Origin of the sequence: Paenibacillus sp. BK033, assembly GCF_004345425.1 — a bacterium.
Classification (GTDB): Bacteria; Bacillota; Bacilli; order Paenibacillales; family Paenibacillaceae; genus Pristimantibacillus.
Genome location: NZ_SLVP01000004.1, coordinates 46,429 through 65,648, shown reverse-complemented (window position 1 = coordinate 65,648; position 19,220 = coordinate 46,429). Strand labels below are relative to the sequence as shown.

At 52.0% G+C, this 19,220-nt stretch carries 19 protein-coding genes; 3 read left to right on the top strand and 16 right to left on the bottom strand.

Annotated features, from left to right (window positions below):
* Positions 1-7: 7 nt before the first annotated feature.
* The 6 genes from EV294_RS15120 to EV294_RS15095 form a co-directional block, all read right to left on the bottom strand.
* Positions 8-763 (bottom strand): response regulator transcription factor, encoded by a 756-nt coding sequence (locus tag EV294_RS15120; protein WP_132308149.1) that lies wholly within the window; start codon positions 761-763, stop codon positions 8-10.
* Entirely contained in the window at positions 738-2,498 is a 1,761-nt protein-coding gene (locus EV294_RS15115) for a sensor histidine kinase (protein WP_132308147.1), read from the bottom strand. Before EV294_RS15115 ends, EV294_RS15120 begins: the two co-directional genes overlap by 26 nt.
* 149 nt (positions 2,499-2,647) lie before the next feature.
* Positions 2,648-4,165, bottom strand: coding sequence for an ABC transporter substrate-binding protein (locus tag EV294_RS15110; RefSeq protein WP_132308145.1), 1,518 nt, complete (start codon positions 4,163-4,165; stop codon positions 2,648-2,650).
* A gap of 94 nt (positions 4,166-4,259) precedes the next feature.
* Complete coding sequence (locus tag EV294_RS15105; protein ID WP_132308143.1) at positions 4,260-5,195, bottom strand: carbohydrate ABC transporter permease; 936 nt, start codon at positions 5,193-5,195, stop codon at positions 4,260-4,262.
* Between the two features lie 15 nt (positions 5,196-5,210).
* Positions 5,211-6,155 carry an ABC transporter permease gene (locus EV294_RS15100; protein WP_132308141.1) on the bottom strand — a complete coding sequence of 315 codons (945 nt, stop codon included), beginning with the start codon at positions 6,153-6,155 and terminating at the stop codon, positions 5,211-5,213.
* 452 nt (positions 6,156-6,607) lie between these two features.
* On the bottom strand, positions 6,608-7,198 hold the full coding sequence (locus EV294_RS15095; RefSeq protein ID WP_132308139.1) for a TetR/AcrR family transcriptional regulator: 591 nt from the start codon (positions 7,196-7,198) through the stop codon (positions 6,608-6,610).
* A 148-nt stretch (positions 7,199-7,346) separates the two neighbouring features.
* On the opposite strand from EV294_RS15095, the gene EV294_RS15090 reads away from it, so the two are divergent.
* Positions 7,347-8,276 (top strand): ketopantoate reductase family protein, encoded by a 930-nt coding sequence (locus EV294_RS15090; RefSeq protein WP_132308137.1) that lies wholly within the window; start codon positions 7,347-7,349, stop codon positions 8,274-8,276.
* Between the two features lie 111 nt (positions 8,277-8,387).
* On the opposite strand, the gene rlmH is transcribed toward EV294_RS15090, so the two are convergent.
* The 3 genes from rlmH to EV294_RS15075 form a co-directional block, all read right to left on the bottom strand.
* Complete coding sequence (gene rlmH / locus EV294_RS15085; protein WP_127496882.1) at positions 8,388-8,867, bottom strand: 23S rRNA (pseudouridine(1915)-N(3))-methyltransferase RlmH; 480 nt, start codon at positions 8,865-8,867, stop codon at positions 8,388-8,390.
* Between the two features lie 133 nt (positions 8,868-9,000).
* Entirely contained in the window at positions 9,001-9,702 is a 702-nt protein-coding gene (locus EV294_RS15080; protein WP_132308135.1) for an ankyrin repeat domain-containing protein, read from the bottom strand.
* A 92-nt stretch (positions 9,703-9,794) separates the two neighbouring features.
* Positions 9,795-9,965 carry a CxxH/CxxC protein gene (locus tag EV294_RS15075; RefSeq protein WP_015847785.1) on the bottom strand — a complete coding sequence of 57 codons (171 nt, stop codon included), beginning with the start codon at positions 9,963-9,965 and terminating at the stop codon, positions 9,795-9,797.
* A gap of 157 nt (positions 9,966-10,122) precedes the next feature.
* On the opposite strand from EV294_RS15075, the gene EV294_RS15070 reads away from it, so the two are divergent.
* On the top strand, positions 10,123-10,452 hold the full coding sequence (locus EV294_RS15070) for a YnfA family protein (RefSeq protein ID WP_132308133.1): 330 nt from the start codon (positions 10,123-10,125) through the stop codon (positions 10,450-10,452).
* A 58-nt stretch (positions 10,453-10,510) separates the two neighbouring features.
* Here the strand turns inward: EV294_RS15070 and EV294_RS15065 are convergent, their stop codons facing one another.
* Both EV294_RS15065 and EV294_RS15060 read right to left on the bottom strand, forming a co-directional pair.
* The gene (locus EV294_RS15065; RefSeq protein ID WP_243711676.1) at positions 10,511-11,422 is read right to left on the bottom strand and encodes a DUF4097 family beta strand repeat-containing protein; all 912 of its coding nucleotides are present in this window, start codon (positions 11,420-11,422) and stop codon (positions 10,511-10,513) included.
* 176 nt (positions 11,423-11,598) lie between these two features.
* The gene (locus EV294_RS15060) at positions 11,599-12,957 is read right to left on the bottom strand and encodes a S1C family serine protease (protein WP_132308131.1); all 1,359 of its coding nucleotides are present in this window, start codon (positions 12,955-12,957) and stop codon (positions 11,599-11,601) included.
* Between the two features lie 154 nt (positions 12,958-13,111).
* Here EV294_RS15060 and EV294_RS15055 point away from each other — a divergent pair, with 154 nt between their 5' ends.
* Positions 13,112-13,333: a hypothetical protein gene (locus EV294_RS15055; RefSeq protein WP_132308129.1), complete on the top strand. Its 222-nt coding sequence runs from the start codon at positions 13,112-13,114 to the stop codon at positions 13,331-13,333.
* On the opposite strand, the gene EV294_RS15050 is transcribed toward EV294_RS15055, so the two are convergent.
* The 5 genes from EV294_RS15050 to yycF all read right to left on the bottom strand — a co-directional run bounded on the left by EV294_RS15050 (position 13,302) and on the right by yycF (position 19,075).
* The gene (locus EV294_RS15050) at positions 13,302-14,108 is read right to left on the bottom strand and encodes an MBL fold metallo-hydrolase (RefSeq protein ID WP_132308127.1); all 807 of its coding nucleotides are present in this window, start codon (positions 14,106-14,108) and stop codon (positions 13,302-13,304) included. The two genes, EV294_RS15055 and EV294_RS15050, sit on opposite strands and share 32 nt — an antisense overlap.
* 81 nt (positions 14,109-14,189) lie before the next feature.
* Positions 14,190-14,945 (bottom strand): two-component system regulatory protein YycI, encoded by a 756-nt coding sequence (yycI, locus tag EV294_RS15045; RefSeq protein ID WP_132308125.1) that lies wholly within the window; start codon positions 14,943-14,945, stop codon positions 14,190-14,192.
* Positions 14,946-14,973: 28 nt separating this feature from the next.
* Positions 14,974-16,467, bottom strand: coding sequence for a YycH family regulatory protein (locus tag EV294_RS15040; RefSeq protein WP_132308123.1), 1,494 nt, complete (start codon positions 16,465-16,467; stop codon positions 14,974-14,976).
* Positions 16,464-18,311, bottom strand: coding sequence for a cell wall metabolism sensor histidine kinase WalK (gene walK, locus EV294_RS15035; RefSeq protein ID WP_132308121.1), 1,848 nt, complete (start codon positions 18,309-18,311; stop codon positions 16,464-16,466). Before walK ends, EV294_RS15040 begins: the two co-directional genes overlap by 4 nt.
* Positions 18,308-19,075 carry a response regulator YycF gene (yycF, locus tag EV294_RS15030; RefSeq protein WP_132308120.1) on the bottom strand — a complete coding sequence of 256 codons (768 nt, stop codon included), beginning with the start codon at positions 19,073-19,075 and terminating at the stop codon, positions 18,308-18,310. The genes walK and yycF overlap by 4 nt, the downstream gene beginning before the upstream one ends.
* Positions 19,076-19,220: the final 145 nt, after the last annotated feature.

Here is a 19,220-nt window from a genome sequence, read left to right as displayed (position 1 = left end):
GGCATCGTTATTCCTTTCTCCGCAAATCCGAGGGTGACTTGCCGAAGTAAGCATGGAAATGAGAATAGAAATAGTTCAGATTGGGATATCCGACGGATAACGCGATGCTGATGATCTTCTCGTCCGTGGACTGTATGCGCTCCTTGGCGCGAAGCATCCGGTAGGCCATTAAATATTCCGAAAACTTCTTTTTCGTCTCCTTGAGGAATAGCTGCCCGAGGTACGTTCCGTTCATGCGGAAACGTTCCGCAACCGACTTCAAGCTGAGGTTCTGGGCATACTCCGCCTTTACGATGAGCAGAATGCGATTGGTCAGCTTGGACAGGCTGTCATAGCGTACGCCGAGTACCGGGTCCAGATCCAGATCATTGCTATCCGCCAGCTTACCGTTCAGATCCTCTACGATAATCTTCTCGACCAGCTGCTGCAGCTTCGAACGATCGACGGGTTTAAGCAGGTAGTCCTTGGCTCCGCAGCGAATCGCCTCCAGCGCATACTGGAACTCGCCATAGCCGCTCATAATAATATATTTCGAAGGAAGACGCAGCTCGTTTAGCCTATGAATGGCATCGTAACCGCGCTGCTTGCCGATGCATACGTCGAAGATCGCCAAATCCGGCAATATCTCCACCGCCTTCGAAATCGCGCCCTCATACGTCTCACTCGTTTCGATACGGCCAAAGCCGTATTTCTCCCAATCCAGCGTTCGCTTCATTCCCTCCAAAATCTGCGGCTCGTCATCTACGATCAGCAGCTTGTACATCGTTAGTCGCCTCCTTGGATAGGATTACGGTTATTTTAACGCCGGCTTCCTCGTTATTGTCGATTGTCATGGAGAAACCCTTCCCATAGAAAAAGCGCAGCCGGGTATAAACGTTACGCAGACCAATGCTGTCCGCCGGGGCGTCGTCGCCTCTGGTGAGCCTCTTCCTGATTTCGGCCAGACGCTCCTCGGAAATCCGATTGCCGTTGTCCACGATCTCCAGCACGAAGCATGCTTCTTCCTCCCAGCCGCTCACAAGGAGCAGGTTGAACTCGCTCTCCGGATGAAAGCCGTGAATGAAGAAGTTTTCCGCCAGCGGCTGCAGCCAAAATTTGACGGTCGGCAAGGAAATTAACGCCTCTTCCACATTAAACTGATAATAAAATCGGCCCGAATATTTGAATTCCATAATTTTCAAATATTTTTGAAGCAAGTTTAGCTCGCTGCCAAGCGAAATGATATTCTCGTTTTTTACGATATCACGGTACAGGGCGCCCAAGGTGGCAATGGCGTCGGATGTATGGTCGGGGCTGTTCACCAGCGCGGAGGAACGAATCACCTCGAGCGTATTGTACAGAAAGTGAGGGTTAATTTGATGCTGAAGCGCTTTCATTTCAGTCTCTTGCTGCTTGAGCTTTAGCAGATAATTGGTGCGGATATGCCGGTCGAGCTGACGAATCATATCGTCCAATTCCCTGGCGATCATGCCGTATTCGTTCCTTCGGTAGCGGGCCGGGTTAGCCGGCGTAAAATCCGCCGTTTTCACGCGTCCGATGGACACGATAATGCGCCGCAGGAAGTTCGCGTCCTCGCGCAGATTGTAAACGATGAGCAGCAGGACGCAGATCATCGCGGCGAGTACGATGAGAAACACGATGAGCAGCACATTCGCTTTCTGACGAATCAGCGTGGCTAAATCCACGGTGCTGACGAACCGGTAATCGAACTCGTTGGAATGGAATGTCACGAAATACGTACGGTTCAGTAACCCCGTCGGCAGAAAGCCATGCGTGCGTCCATCCGCCACGATCCGGCGAATCAGCTCCTCCGAGCCGCCGCCGTTGCCGGCGATCAGGTACACGTCTCCGGAATCGCTGACTGCAGCAGCTTCATTTAGATGGTCAATTTGCACCGTTTTAAAAATCCTGTCGCTGCTGACCAGGAATCGGAATTCGCCCAGCTGGCGGGAGATTTGGTTCGGATCCGAAAGTTTTTTGTGATAGACGAATCCTTTCCGGATCGTCTCGCGGAACGTTTCATCCGAATTGGGCAGACGGAACAGATAACTCGTATTGCCGTTATCGTCAAAGCTTACCACGTTGCCCTCTTGTTCGGTATGCAGGCTGATCTGCGTGATGTCTCCCTTCCCTCCGTTGCTCAGGAAGGATTTCATATCGTCGGGAAAAGAGACGAGCGGCCGGTTATATTGACTGCCCTGCAATCTGCTCGTCAGATAGCCTTCCGCGTTGTTTCCCAAGAAACTGCGAATGTCGGAAACCAATCCGCTGTTGGAATACACTCGCTGCATGAACGCTTCGATACGGTCGGCATCGTACTGAAGGCTGTTTTCCACCCGAGAGAACGCTCCGGCGGCCTCGTTCCTGGAATTTCCCACCCATTGGTCCAGCAGTACCGCGCAGGTGAGTACGCCGAGCGTCAGGCCGATGAACACCACAAATACCGCATATGCAATGAACTTGCCGCGATAAATCTTGATTTGCATGAATGAACGCATGCGGCGTCTCCTTTGCAATAGGCTATTGTCGCACCCCACTGCTCCAACATATAACGTTGTTATCGGGAAAAGCAATCCTAAATTTTGTGCCAGAAAACCCGAACGGCGATCTCCGTTCGGGTTTTCCGGATGTTGATGACAGGCAAGACTTATTTGAAATACGCGTCGACTTGCTCTTGGGCGGCCTTCATAATCGTATCCATGCCAGCGGCCTTCAATTCCGAAACGATCTTCGGCACCATCTTCTCCGGATCGGAAGCGCCAGTCAGCAGCTCATACCGGTATTTGTCCCATACCGCTTTCGTATTGGCCACTTCGGTGCTCAGCTTGCCGATATCCAGCGCAAAGCCCAAGTTGGTGGAGGAGGTCGCCTGATCGTTCAGCTTGCGAACTTGATCCCACTGATCGACCGGAGCGCCTTTCGTTACAGCCAGGTCGAAGAACGTCCCTTGCGTATAAGCGGCAAGCGGCCATGTATCGGACTTGCGCTCAATTACTTTCTCCCCATCCACGTTGTCGTAATCGACGCCCAGCTCGCCGAAGGCCAGCATATTGCGCAGCTTCGGATCCGTATTGACCAGCTGCAAATATTTCAACGCCTCTTTCTTATATTTCGAGTTCGCCGAGATAGCGTTTAAGGAGCCTTGGATCGTACTTGTCGTATAAATCGGGCCAAAGATCTGGAACATGTCGTACTTCTCGACACCCTCCGTAATCTGCCAGCTCGCTTCCGCGCCCGGGAATGCCTGCGCCGCGAAGAATGGACGGCCTTTGTCCGCTTCCGTTTTCGTCGGTGCGTCCGGATTAATGATGCCGTCTTGGTACCATTGGTGCAGCTGCTTGAGCCCATCCATGATGTCCGGCTGCTCCAGCACGGAGACGACCTTGCGGGATGCGTCGTCGACTTTCACCCCGATCGGCGGCAGACCAAGCGTCATATCGTCGTAGCCGTTGAAGAATCCGTTAAATCCGTCGCCTTGGGTGAGCGACAGCGGGTAGAAGCTTTTGCCTTCGCCTGCCTTCATATCGCGGAACGGCTTGTCGAGGTCTTTCAACGTCTTGATGCTGGCCGTGTCGATGCCGTATTTCTGCACGTACTTGTCGTCAAACACCCAGTATTGGGTTAAAGACGAGTCTTTGTAAGTCGGCACGGAGTAGATTTTCCCTCCGATTTTTGTTCCATCCCACACCTTCTGGGGAATAAGCTTGTAGAGCTCGGGCGACTCGCTTTGCACCAAGTCGGTCAGGTCGGCAAACGCGCCCATGGTTACTTGCTGGCTATACTTGGAGTTGTTCGTAAACATGATGTCGAACGGTTCGCCGGTATTCACGACGGTGTTGATCTTCGTATCCCAGTCGCCCCAGCTTGCTACCTTAATGTCGATTTTCACGCCAATCTTCTCGGCCGTGTAATCGTTCATCGCGGCGATCGCTTTGTCGAAGTTGGCGGGAGTCTGACCGCCGATCGTCCACCATACCAGCGTAGGCACATCGCCCGAATCGGCGGGCTTGCTCGTTTCCGTCTGCGTGCTTTCTGCCTTGTTGGTGTTCGAAGGCGTGCTGGTGCTTGACTCGGAATTGGAATTCGAGTTGCCGCAGCCTGCAAGAGCGGTTGTCAAAAGCGCCACGGCGCTGATTGCAAGCCATTTTTTCTTCGTCCTTTTCATGTACATTACCTCCCTTTGATATAGCCCACTGCATTCCCACCGTTTAAATTGCGCGGTGAATATCATAAACCGGACGAATCCGAGTTTATTTCAGTTAACCTTTCACAGCGCCTACCGTCAGCCCGGAAATAAAGTATTTCTGGAAGAATGGATAGGCGACGGCCACGGGAACCACAATGACGATGGCCACGGCCATGCGCGCGGATTCCTTGGGCATTGTTGCGACAAGCTCCGCGTAACTGATGCCCATGCTGGAAGCATTTTTCGCCAGGGCGTCCACGTTGGTCATCAGGCTGTTCAAGAGCGCCTGCAGCGAGTACAGGCTCTGGTTGTCGATGTACAGCATGGATTGGAACCAATCGTTCCAATAGGCGAAGCAGAGGAACAATCCAATGGTTGCCAGGACCGGCAGCGAGATCGGCAGCACGATCGAGAAGAAGATGCGCAATTGGCTCGAGCCGTCGATCTCGGCGGATTCGATCAGCGCGTCCGGAATCGTGCTCCGGAAGAAGGTTTTGCAAATAATAACGTTGAAGGAGGAGACGGCCAGCGGCAGAATGAGCGCCCATACCGTATCTTTCAGGCCCAGCATATTCGAATTAATATAATAGCTGGATACCAAGCCTCCGTTGAACACCATCGGAATGAATACGATCCAGGTCAGAAGCCCTTTCAGCTTGTAATTCGGCCGGGAAAGGACGTACCCCATCGACGTTGTAAGCAGCACGCCCAGCACTGTCCCGACACCGGTAACAAGCACGGAGATGCCAAGCGCCTTCGCAATCATCGTCCCCTGCTGCGCAATATAGCGGTAAGCATCACCTGAGAAAGCCGTTGGGAAAAGATGATACCCGCTGCTTCGAATAGCATCCTCGCTGGTCAGCGATATGGACAGCACGACAAGGACAGGTATAAGGCAAAGCAGCGCCAATACGATAAAAATCAGATGAAAAATCACGTTCGTGCCCGTTCGGATCCGGTTGAACTTGTCCAGACCGTTTTCGAATTTCGCTCTCTCTCTTGATGACATTTCCCGCTTCCTCCTCTACATCATTGCGCTCTCTCGGTCCACGCGACGAACGACCCAGTTGGCAATCAGAATGGTCACGCAACCCATCACGGATTGCAGGAATGCGGAAGCCGATGCCATGCCTAGCGTAGCGGTCTTAAGCTGCTTATACACAAGAACGTCAATTGTGGTCGCTACGTTGAACAACGAGTTGGAATCCCGCGGCACTTGGAAGAACAAGCCGAAATCAGTGTAGAAGATGCGGCCTACGGCCAAGATGAACATCATCACAATGACCAGCTTCATGAGCGGGAGCGTAAGATATCGCGCCTGCTGCCACTTGGACGCGCCGTCGATAACGGCAGCCTCGTAGTACGTGCTGTCGATGCCGGCGATGGTCGCTAAGTAGACCACCATGCCGTAGCCCAGTCCCTTCCATACGTTCATGAATACCAGAAAGTACGGCCAGTATTTCGGCTCCATATACCAGTTCACCGGATCGCTGCCCAGGGTGGCCAGGAATTGATTGGCGATCCCTTTATCGAAGCTTAGAAATGCCCATACAATGGCGGAAACCACGACCCAAGAGAGGAAGTACGGCAAGAACATCAGCGTTTGATAGATTTTTCCGGCCTTGCCGCTATGCAATTGACCGATCATCAGGGCCAGCGTGACGGGCACCGCAATGCTCAGCACGATGAAAATCAGATTGTAGCCAAGCGTATTGCGGATTACGACCCAGGCGTCGTTCGACTTGAACAGGAATTCGAAGTTTTTGAAGCCGGTCCAATCGCTATGGATGACGTTGCTCAGAAATCCCCCGTGGATCTTGAAATCCTTAAAGGCGAGAATAAGGCCGAACATTGGCAAGAAACAAAACAAGATATACCAGATGGTGGTTGGTAAAGCCAGAAACGTCAGTTCGGTATCCTGTGTGCGCCAGCGTGTTCGCAAGCGTCTTCGCCCGCTCTTCTTGTCCATGTTCGCCACCCCTTACGTTTGTTTGCGCTTCAGCATATACACGGTCTCATTTCCCCGTAAGCGCATTCATTTAATCGTGCTGATTCATCTATTTGATGTCATTTTATAGAAAACCGCCTCCCCAGTTCCAGACTAAAAACATGAGACCGCAGTCAACAAACGTTAGATTTTGGGGGGACGTGGGATTTAAGTGAATAAATTTCAAACACCCCTAGGCATGTTAATCGGAAATCACAGCAAACATAAAAGGATTGCAACATAGATGAAGGGGCTTTCCCTGTTGAAGAGAAAACCCCTTTTAATTAAGCACTTCGTATGATTTCTCCCTACTTGTGATAAGGTTCAGCTTAACGGGTCTATCGGCGAAAACAAAGTGCGGCCCTGTAGCCGCCCATCCTTTGAACGTATTGAATAGAGAGCCGAATGTCACTTATAGCCGCAACCTGGCACCATCAACACATCCCATTCTGGGAGGCGTCCGCTTGAACGGTGCCAAAGATATGAAACGGCGTTATCCCATTTGCGAATAGGCTATCTATCAGCTTCACCAATTCTTCCGACGATAAATCTTTGCCGTTGCGTATCCAAAGGCGAAACAGAGATATTAATGTTGATATGTAAAACTCAATCAGGTAAGGCGCTAAGATATCATTTGTTGGAAGATTCACAATCAATCTCTCAAAGGGAATTTCTCTTTTCAGGCGTTCAACAAAATGAACAGAACCATAGTCACCCAGGAGGGCTTTTAAGACAGAAATATCTTCTGTACTTTCCAAGCATTGAAGCGCATCTTGGAAAGTATTCGCAGAAAGCTCCCTGCTTGCCATTTCCTCGTTAATGGATTTCAAAACCTTCTCTTCAACGTAGTTCAGCAACTCATAAATATCTGTAAAGTATTGATAAAATGTACTGCGGTTATATCCTGACTTGTTGGCAATCTCTTGAATAGATATTTTTTCAATTGGCTTTTGGCTATATAAATCACAGAACACATTTATAAAGGTCTGCCTGGTTTTGTCCGTAATTTCAGGCTGCTTATTCATAATTTCCTCCCTTTCCGGTTCAATTGATGATCCGACAGATATTAAAAATCTGATGGTTGATGACCGTATAGTGAATCCATACAATATTATCATACAACACGTTGTTTGATCATCAATAAGGATTATCAACTCTTTGGGGGAGTCTAACATGAAAATTTTATTCTTCGGTAGAGGTGTAATATCGACCCAATATGCGTGGGCTTTCGAACAGGCAGGGCATACAGTAGACTTTTACGTTAGAAAGGGGAGGATAGAAACCTTCGGAAGCAGTATAGAGCTGGAAATGTGGGACGCTCGAAAAGGGAAAAAGCTAATAAAAGAAAGCTGGAACGTTACACTGCATGAGGAGATCCTTCCAAATTATGATCTCATTATTGTGAGCGTCAACACGGAACAGCTTCCAGGAGCAGCACAATTCCTATCAACTGCTGCAGGAAATGCCCCTATCCTCCTATTCAATAACATTTGGCAAGATTTGAAATCATCGATCGCACCATTGTCTATGAACAATGTTGTCTTTGGCTTCCCCGGAGCAGGAGGTGGCATAGCGGACAATAAGCTTAGGGGCGGCTTTTTGAAAATGGTATTTCTAGAAAAACCACGGGCAGGCACTGAGCATATTAATAACAAGGTCAGAGAACTATTTGAAAGTGCCCATTTTAAAATTAGTTGGATAAAGGATATGCAAAACTGGCTATGGAACCACTTTGCCATGAATGCAGCGATGGAAGCCGAGGTGTTAAAACGGGGAAGTTTTTCAGCGCTCATGAACCATAATGATTCATTTTCCAATGTTGGGTTGAATATGAGGGAATTGATTCCTGTACTTAAAGCAAGAGGTGCAAAGCTTGATGCCATTTCTCTCCTGCTGACTAAAATTCCACCTGGACTTCTCGGCACACTTTTTAACAAGGTTATTTTTGCAAAAGGCAGCTTACCTCGGCTTTTTGTGGAATACAACAATAGTAAAGCAGGTTTTGCGGTACTTGAAGTTGTGAGAGAAGCAAAAAAGGCAAGCATACCTTTGCCACGTCTAACGATGGCATTTGAAAATACTGAATATGCAAAAGAAATTTAAAGAAGCCTTCGATATAACCGCTATGAGAACTGGAGAAACAAGCGTAGACGAGGCATATCTAACATATTATTAAAAGCGGTAATCACCTATAATAACAAAACTTTTTCGCCGTCACTTATGATACGGTTCACCGCGGTTAATCTTTACCGCGCGGTAGATCTGCTCGATCAGCACCAGCCGCATCAGCTGGTGCGGCAGCGTCATGCGCCCGAAGCTGAGCTTCTGCTGGGCGCGCTGCAACACCGCGGGAGCAAGCCCCGTGCTCCCGCCAATGACAAAAGCCACGTGGCTCCGCCCATACGTGGCCAGCTTATCGAGCTGGTCCGCGAGATCCTCGCTGGACCAGAGCTCGCCGCCAATCGCGAGCGCCACAACATGGGCGTCCGGCTTCAGCTGCGCCAGAAGCCGTTCCCCCTCCCGCTCGCGCACCTGCGCTTCCTCCGCCGGACTCATCGTCTCCGGCGCTTTCTCGTCGGGCACTTCCGTGAGCGTCAGCTTCACGTACGGCCCGAGCCGCTTGGCATACTCCGCGATGCCCTGCACCAAATATTTTTCCTTAAGCTTTCCTACCGAAGCAATCTGTATATGCATGAATGTTCATCCCTTATGTATAATGGTATACCTGCTCCTCTAAGCATACCAAAAAAACCGCTCAACTTCCCGCGCTGCGACCTCAATGGTAGCCACTTAAGTCGCTTTTACGTTCCACGTGGAACTCTTTTTGCTATTTCGCTCCCGCGTTAACCAGCAGCTGCTCGATTTCTTTAAACCCTCTCTTGCGGGCATGCTGCAGCGGCGTAACGCCGTCGTTGTCGGCCAGATTGACATCTGCCCCATGCTCGATCAGCAGCTTCACGGTCTCTACCTGGCGCTTGTTGCCGTTATTGAGAATAATGGCTTCGAGTAATGCCGTCCAACCCAGATTATTGACATGATTCGCATTAATATCCGTCCGCTCAAGCAGCTCCCGAACAACCTCCACATAACCATGCTCCGAGGCCGGAATGATGGCTATGCCCCCGTAACGGTTCGTTATCTTCGTATCCGCCCCGGCATCAATCGTAAGCCTCAATATATCCAAGTATCCTTCGGCTCCGGCATACAAGAATGGCGAATTTAACATCTCATCCCGTATATTCACATCCGCTCCCGCTTCAGTCAGTACCTCTGCCACCGCAAAATCCTTCTTGTAGGTCGCAATCATGAGAGGAGTGCGTCCTTTTGCATCCTGAACGTCCAGGTTTGCGCCGTTTTGAATCAGTTGCCGGACTTTATCGGCTTGTCCATCCTCGGCGGCTTGAAGCAGCTGTTCGTCAATCGTCTCCATTACGCTTACACTCTCCTCTTCTTGAATATGACGTTTGCCTTCAGCATCGTTGTCGCATCCTTGAAGCAACAGGAGGCATGCAAGCATCCATCTCTTCATAGGGTACCCCCCTTCGAAAGGCCAACGCCTGCCTTATGAAAAAAGCGCCCCGCATCGCGATGCGGCAAGCGCCCTTCAACTAGCTCCTCTTCCTATACCACCAAAAACTCGGCTGCTGCCTCCCCGCAAAGATCGCAGCTGCGAGGCGGATCCCAATCGGCAAATTCCGTTTCCTTCAAATCGACAATATCCGGCGCGTCCTCGTATTCGTCCACAAATTTATCAATCGCCAGCTCGACATGCTGCTTGCACACACAATACATTCGAATTTCGCTTCCTCTTCAAAGTTGTTTATTATACAGCTAGCATAACAAACCAGCCTGCCGATGTGAAGTAATCCGGTCAATTCTTCCTCTCATTTCCTTCTGCTCGCCATCCCTTTATAATGATTACAAGTCTATACGAAGAAGGAGTCTATCCGTGTTTATTGCGATTGTTCTGTTCGTGATTGCCGGCCTAGCCGAGATTGGCGGCGGTTATCTGGTCTGGTTATGGCTGCGAGAAGCTAAGCCGCTCTGGTACGGCATCCTAGGCGGCATCATCCTGATCGCGTACGGCGTTATTCCCACCTTGCAAAATTTCCCCTCATTTGGCCGTGTCTATGCTGCTTATGGGGGAGTCTTTATCATTTTGGCCGTTCTATGGGGATGGCTCATCGATAAAAAAGCTCCCGATCTCTACGACTGGATCGGAGCCGCCGTCTGCATCGCAGGCGTTGCCATCATGCTCTACGCCCCGCGTGGCAGCTAATCTTATTAAATAAATAAAAGCCGCACGGGCATCCCTCCTGCCCGTGCGGCTTTCTATGTTACGGTTGGCTGATTCGAATACTGCCGCTGTCCGTACGAACCTTGATAACTTCTCCCGAGGTGCCTTGCCGATCCGGCTTATGAATGGAGCCGGAATCCGAATCCAGATCATACATGCCGCCGTACGTAGAAGGGATCTCGATTCTCACGCTGCCGGAGTCGCTCTTCACGTCCGCGCCGGTTGTGTCATTCTTTACGATACGAATGCTTCCTGAATCGGAACGTACGACTGCCTTGCCGCTCAGATGATCGATCGTAATGCTGCCGGAATCCGACGAAGCCTTCAGCTCCGCGGCAACCGTCCCCGCGTGAATGCTTCCCGAATCCGACTTGATCGACAAGCTGCTGCCTTTAAAGCTTTCCAGCTTAATGCTTCCCGAATCGGCATCCAGCGACAGCGTGCCACCCTCGAAGCTGCCGAGCCGGATGCTTCCCGAATCCGTCTCCACTTGGCTGTCAGCCGCCCTTGCGCCATCTACCCTCACCGAACCGGAATCGCTTTTTACTTTCAACGATTCAAGAGATGACATAGCTTCTTCCGTCAGCGATACCGTTACGACCTGCTTCTCGTTCCAGCCGGAGAAATCGAATAAACCAAAGCGCCATTTCTCCTTCAAGCGCAGATCCATCTTCCCGTTCTCCACTCTCGCGTTCTTGATTTGTTCAATAACCTCGGGTTTGGCCTTCCCTTCTATATGGATCGAATTGCTTCCGTCCGTGCTTGGAACAAAATCCACTTCAAGTCCAAGGCTTTCGGATGTGATGCTAAGCTCGTGCATTTTATCTTCGAGCTGCAAGGTATGGGCATATTCCTTGCTCTTCACTCCGCCGAATTGGTATTGCAACAACGCGATAATCCCGATCGCCACAAGAACCACTCCTATCGTATTTCTGACCCATCGTCTATGCATGGTTGATTTCTCTCCCTCTTTGCTCTCTTGCTTCTTGAGTATAGTTTACGCCAGCGGACATTTGCCAGAAACCTTCCAGAGGATGGCTCGAAGGTTAGACTTTAGTCGGGGTATGGCGCAAAGGCGCAAAAAAAGCCGCGCCAACGGTTTCCCGTCAGCACAGCTTCCATTACGATTTATTCATCCTTCGTTTTCTCCGCCAGCTTGAACGATGTCGTCTGCAGCTTGCCGTCGCGATAGAAGGTTACTTTAATCTCATCGCCAATATGCTTCTTCTGGTATAGATATTGCCGCAGCTCCAAGGTGCTGCTTATACTCTTCTCGTCCAGCTTCACGATCACGTCATTCAGCTTCATGCCCGCGTCCTTCGCCGGACCTACCGCCTCTAGCACGATAACTCCGTTGAATACTTCGTCGGGGAGATTCAGCTCTGGCAGCCCGGATTCCTCGCTTCCAGAAGCGGCGCCGGTACCCTGATCGGTCTTGCCATCGCTGCCAGCCGCTTGATCTTCCTGCTGCTTCTGCGCGAAATACTGCTCCAGATCCACCGTATAGACACCCAGATAAGGACGAGATACATAACCCTTCTCCATCAGGCTGTCGATAATCGGCATCGCGTTATCGATCGGAATCGCAAAGCCTAATCCCTCGACGCCTACTTCGGCAATCTTCATGCTGTTAATGCCTACAACCTTACCGTCCATATCAATCAGAGGGCCGCCGCTGTTGCCTTCGTTAATCGAGACGTTCACCTGAATGACCTCCTGCTGCCAGTCATACACGCCATCCTCGTTCAGGGAAACCGGTACGACCCGATGCGTCTTGCTCACAATCCCCATCGACAGCGAATCGCCAAGTCCAAGCGGATTGCCGATCGCAAGCACGAATTCGGCCGGCTGCAGCTTCGACGATTTGCCGATCTCGGCTACCGTCTTAATGTCCTTGCCGTCCATTTCGAGCACCGCCAGGTCCGTAATCTGATCGCTGCCAACGAGCTTTGCTTCGCGCTTCTCGCCGTTCACGAGCATCACCTTCACCGACTCGGCGCCTGCAATAACATGATGGTTCGTAATAATGTAGGCCTTGCCGTCCTTCAGCTTGAAGATTACGCCGGAGCCAACGCCAACCTCCTGCTTCGAGCCCTCGGCCTGCCCTTCATCTCCGCTGGCTGCTTGACCCTGGGTGCCGTCACCGGGAACCAGTCCATAGGGAACCGTCTGCTCGTTAATAACGCTGACGACCGCCGGCCGAACCTTTGCCGAAGCTTGAATGGTTCTTTGCTCCAGCGAGGCGCTTCCGGAAGCCGATACGCTTGCCGCATGGGAACCCGGAGCGATGCCCCCGCCGCCAAAGACAAGCACAAACAACAATACCGCTGCTACCGCGCTGGTGAAAGAAGCTACAAATGCGATGCGGACATTCGACCAGCTGCGCATTCCCTTTTTATTGGAGAAGGCGAATTCATCCCCCGAAGAAGTGGAACGAGCACGTCTTGATACTTTGGTCGAGTAGAAATCGTCATCAAATAATCCCATCGTTACCGCTCCTTTCGATGCTTATGCTTGCCTTTGAAAATGGAACAAAAACTATTTTTACATTCTAAGAATGTTTTCGGAAGATTAGACTACAATAATAATAGATTCACTTGCGCACTCCTCCATCATAACGAAAAAGGAGCGAACCGTATCTATGAAAACAAAACCATTCTCCCCCTGGGAACAAGTAGAGATTGCAGCCAAATTAGCCGATCTGAAGGAGGACCACTACCGCACCGTCCTTACCCTCAGCGCTATGCTTGAGCTGCTTGTGGACAAGGGTCTGATCACCCGCGAAGAGCTGACCGCCAAAGCGGACGAGCTGGACAACCAGCTGGAGTCGTTTATTTCCGCTTCACTTCATCCCATGCCGTAGGCCGGTCATGATAAGTCGCGCGCAGAGGATTCTCGTTTTGCTTGAAAAAGATTCCGTTATCCTCCATGACATTCCGCACCGTCAGCATAGCCAACTCCATCAGGTTATGGTCCAGACTGAGATGGGCCAGATACACCCGCTTCGTCCGATCCGTTAACAGCTCGCATAATGCCTCCCCGGCTGCAACATTCGACAAATGCCCGACATCGCTTAGAATGCGGCGTTTGATGTTCCACGGGTAACGGCCCATGCGAAGCATCTCCGTATCATGATTCGATTCAAGCACCAGCACGTCCGAATCAATAATGGCTTGCTTCACTTTGTCGCTCATGTAACCAAGGTCGGTCGCGAGGCTCAGCTTTTCCCCGTTGTCGACAAACGTATAGCCGACCGGCTCCGCCGCATCATGCGAGATCGGATAGGAGGAGACCTCCATCGTGCCGAACCGCAGCGACTCGCCCGTCTCCATAATGACCCGCTTCTCCGGCTCAATGGTGCCAACGTGACGCTCCATTCCGCCCCAGGTCCCTTCATTCGCAAAGATCGGCAGCTCGTACTTGCGGGCGAATGCGCCCAGTCCTTTAATATGGTCGGAATGCTCATGCGTAACGAACAAAGCGGACAGCTGATGGCCGGACACGCCTTGCTCGCGCATTAGCTCCTCTATTTTTTTCATGCTAAGTCCGGCATCCACCAGCACCATTTTATCCCCGTTGCTTACTATCGTCGCATTGCCCGTAGATCCGCTTCCCAATACCGTAAACGTAAGTCCCATCGCTTAACTTCTATCCTTTCCCCTGCTCCCATGAACACAAAAACCATTCTATGCGTCTGCCTAACCGCGCCCTTCCCCAAACTAACGAACGCGGTCCAGCGGTACTTCTTCCTTCACCTGCGCGACTTCCCCGTTAATCGCGTGAATGTAATACTCGTTCCCGTCCTCCAGCAGCACCCGGTAATAAGGCGCCGCTACCTGCGTCTCCGTATCGAACATCTGACCATGGTAGCCCAGCTGGATGTCGGTAATGACCGCTCCGTCCGGCAGGTTCCGCTCGATAAACGGCGCCATTGCCTTCGAGGCCGGCAGCACGGTCTGTTCCTTGGCTTCCCCCGGGCCCGTCAGATCTACCCGAACCTGGCGGAAGCCGGTTATTTTCTGATTGCTGTAATAGAGCTCCAGCTTTACGTCGAACATGGGACGGTTATCCGCCATCCGGTACAGCACGTATACGCCGTCCCTTGTCATCGCCGGATCGAACTTATACTTGTCCAGATCGGCAATCTGGCTGCCCAGCGTCTTGACGAGATCCTTCTCGGAGAAAATAATCCGGCTGTCGACCGGAGTAGCAAGCTTTTTCTCCGGCAGCCCCTCAAGGGTGCCGCTGCGCAGCATGTACGTTAAATCCCGCAGCTTCGGGGTTTCGACCGGCAGATTGGCGGACAGCTCAATGCCCTTCTGCTTCATGAAGGCGTAGGTCTCGCTCGGAAGCTCTGCTGTATTCTTGTTGGCGTTCAGCTGCTCGCCGATGTTCGACCATACCTGATAACCGAGCAAAATATTGAGCAGCAGAAACGAGATAATAAGCACGCTTTTGGCCCTGCCCCAATCCACCTGATCTTCCGCCTCCGTTCGTTACGGCTTATTGCTTGCTTTCTTTATCCGGCGCAATCGAATTTTGCAGCGGATCCGAGCCTCCGAATAGATCATTGCCATCCTTGGATGCCGTCTCCTGTCCCGAAGCTTCCCTTCCGCCTTTATCCGTGCCGGTTCCTTCACCCGAATCATGGGCGGAGCTTAGGCTGTCCTTTATCTCCTGCGGAACAAAGCCTGTCGGATACGCTTCGGTGAGTGCTTCCTGCGTTCCGTCTTCGAGCTGAACCGCCCATACGGGAATAAATTTTAATTCATTGTTTTCAAGCGGTTCGGCCTTAAGAGCCGGGAATAAACGGACAACCTCCGAACGGCGGTCATAATGATCCAGCGCGCTGCGCAGCTGGGCACCGCCCGGCAGCCATCTGGCTTCCCTCGTCTTCGACCGAGTGGCAAGCGTAATGAGAGAACGGCTATACTCCGTTACGACTCCCTGTTGCAGCGTAAGCCGCATGCTTCCGTATTCGAAATCCTTGCTCTCGATAACCGGATAGTTATCGACATACTGCTGGAACTCCGCGTATTTACCCGTCTTGCCCTCTAGATTTATTCCCGGGTTAACGAAACGGTGTACGCCGTCCCATCCGCCATGATCGTTAATAAATTCAATGGAGGCAAAAACATTCTCGCTAAGCGGATTTTCCTCGCTCTGCGAGGCGGCAGGGTTCGTATAAATCATCCACTTGCCCTTCTGCTCAATCTGCAATCCGCGCTTGCCGTCCGTAAAAATCTGCGAGCCGCTCCGGTCGTAGAGCGCCTTGGTCGTAGCCGTGTCAAAGAACAAGTTCTGCTGCATCAGCTCCGAAGAGTAAGTCTCATAAGGGAAGACCATCTCCACGGATTGAATCGGCTGCTTCGGCAAATAGATACCGTCGGAGGTCATCTGGTACTTCGGCTGGTACTCGCCAAAGCCGACGTAATCCTGAACGTCGCGTACCGTCAAATCGGCCTGCGTCGATTCGTATACCTTTTGCCCGTCGGCGCTGAAGAAGAAGGTCCTGACCTCCTCGGAATCGGTCGCCTTGAAGATCCAGATTCGGTCGATCGTCTCGCCCAGGAACAGCAAATCTCCCTGCACCTTGAGCAGCTTCTTCAAGAGCTCTACCGGAATGCCGTTCTGGAAGCGCAGCTCAACGCCGATATCGTTCTTTCTGACTTCATCCCAATTAAGCAAGTTAGCCGGATTGCGTTGAAAACCCTTGAATTCGCGGCCTTGAATCCGGTCTTTCAGGATCATATTATAGAACGTTGTTCCCGGGTACAGCACCGTATGCTCATTGCCGCCGAAATGAAGGACAATCTCCTCCGGAAAAACGACGCTTTCCACACTTGATTTCTTCCCGAGCGGATCGGCATTAGATAAATCCTGTCCCGTCTTCACCGTTGCGCCAAGACCTGGCATGCTGTACGCGAGGAAGTACGATTGAATCAAGCTGAGCGCGACAAGCATTACGAGCAGAAGCGTCTTCGCTTTCTCTATCATGCCGTCTCACCTTCCTCTTGCAGGGCCGGCAGCGTAAAGGTAACCGTGGTGCCTTCGTTCAGCTCGGACTTGAGCGAGATCGTGCCGCCGTGCGCTTTTACGATTTCCCGGGCAATGGATAAACCAAGCCCCGTGCCGCCCATATTGCGCGATCGGGCCTTGTCCACCCGGTAGAAGCGGTCGAAAATACGGGATAAATCCTTCTTCGGAATACCGATGCCCGTATCCTTTACGCTAATCGCAATCGTAGCGGCATCCTGTTTATGGGCGCTTAACTCAATGGCTCCGCCCTCAAGCGTATATTTGATGGCGTTCGATATGAGATTATCGAGCACCTGGTCAATCTGGTCGCGGTCAAGCCATGCCGACTTGAGATCGCGGTCTACGACAATCGATGCCAGGATCGACTTCTGGCGAAGCTGGAAGGAAAAGCGGTCGGCCACTTCGTCCAGCATCTCGTGGATGTTGGTCTTCCGCCGCCGCAGCGGCGCCTGATTGGAGTCCAGGCGCGACAAATGCAGAAGGTCCGTAACCAAGCGGATCATCCGCTCCGTTTCGTTGCGGATAACGCCGACGAATCGCTCGGACAGCTCCCGCTCATCCAGCGCCCCGTCGTTAAGCGCCTCCGCGTAACTCTTGATCGTGGTGAGCGGCGTGCGCAGCTCGTGCGAGACGTTCGCGACGAATTGACGGCGCGACTGCTCGAGCTTTTCCTGCTCCGTCACATCCTGCAGGACGGCAATCGTACCCGTAATCCCTTTGTCGCGCCGGTGAATCGGCGTAAACGTGACGCGGAGAACCCCCTCTTCGTCATCCATTTCCGCTTCTTCTTCGCTGCGCGGCAATATGACGGTCTGTTCCCGGCCATTCTGCAGCTCCAAGTATTTCTGCACCGGCATGCCCAGCAGCTCGGGCAGACTGCAGCCCTCGCAGGTACGCACGTCAAGCATCTCCTGCGAGCGGCGGTTCCAGACGATCACCTTGCCGTTCTCGTCGGCCGCGATCACGCCGTCGCTCATATTCGACAGAATGGAGGCGAGCTTCTCGTTCTCCTCTTCGTTGACCGAGAGCGCCTCCTTCAGCCGGATCGTCATATCGTTAAAGGCCAAGCTTAGCCGCCCTATCTCATCGTCCCCAAGCACCGGCACCTGCAGATCAAACTTCCCGTCCGCGACGGCCGCCGCCTGCCGCGTCAGTCCCTGTATCGGACTCGTGATCGTATGGGCAAGCAGGATGCCAAGAATACCGGTAAGACCAAGCGCGATAAGCGTGCCGGAGAAAAAGATCTGGTTAACCCGGTTCACCGTATCGTACAGGCTGTCCATGGACGCCAGCATGTAGACTGCGCCAACTACCTTATCGTTATCGTTGTACGTAACGGGAAGGGCAATGATTTTTTTGCGGGTGCCGTTCTCGTCGATAATCTCTTCTTCATTTTCGGAAATGCCCGTTAGCGCGCGGCTTACCGCAAGGGACGTGTTTTTCTTCCCGATGTACGATTCCGGCACCTGAAGCGAGGTTGCAACAACCCGCCCGTTGCCATCCAGCACCTGTACCTCCGTCCCGCTGATACTGAACAAATTGCGAACGACAAGGCTTAAATCCTCCGTGCTGCTCGTATCCGTCTCGCTATCGCTATTGGGCTTTTCGTAAAGCTCCTTTGCAGCCAGCTTCGAGAGAATATCGGCCTGCTCCTTCAAATTCGTCGTGAAGTTGTCGGTCAATGACGCTTTTACCGTGCTGATGAAGTACACGCCAATGAGCTGCATTGCGACAAGAATGAGCAAGAGATAAATAATGACCAGCTTGACTTGAATGGTGCGAAAAAACCTCCGCCCGCTCATGCGTAGCCGAGCCCTCCCGACTTCGGATTGCGCATCATGTAACCAAGACCGCGGCGGGTCATAATATATTCCGGACGGCTTGGATCATCCTCGATCTTCTCGCGAAGACGGCGAATCGTGACATCCACGGTCCGCACATCGCCGAAATATTCGAAGCCCCAGACCGCCTGCAGCAGATGCTCGCGCGTCATCACTTTGCCGCTGTTGCGCGCCATGTAATAAACAAGCTCGTATTCGCGGTGGGTCAGGTCAAGCGGCTCCCCGTCCTTATAGACGACATACATATCGGTATCGATAAACAGGTTGAACAGCTTGAGCCCCTGCTTCTCGTCCCCGGCACCATGGCCGTTGTCGCCCGCGTTCGCATGGTCAGGCGAAGAAGCCGCAGCCTCCGAGGTTTTCTGCTGCCGGCGCAAATGGGCTTTCACCCTGGCCAGCAGCTCCCGCGTGCTGAACGGCTTCGTTACGTAATCGTCGGCGCCAAGCTCAAGACCCAGCACCTTATCTATTTCCGTATCCTTTGCCGTCAGCATGATGATGGGCATATGCAGACGCGTGCGCACCTCGCGGCAAACGTCCATTCCATCCTTCACGGGCAGCATCAAATCAAGTAAAATCAGGTCCGGCTGCTCTTCGAACGCGAGTCGAACCGCCTCGCCGCCGTCAAACGCGCAAATGACCTGATGCCCTTCCTTCTCCAAGTTGAATTTCAATATATCTGCAATGGGCTGTTCGTCGTCGACCACTAAAATTTTCCCGTGCATCGTTACACCCGCCTGTCGCTCGTCCTATTTTTACTCTTCTATTTTAACATAGTGCGTCGTCAAGTTCCCAATTAAAGTTCGTTCAGTCCTTTTCCAATAAAACTCATAATTAAGGTTAACGAGGCATGTTTCATTCCCGAGAGAT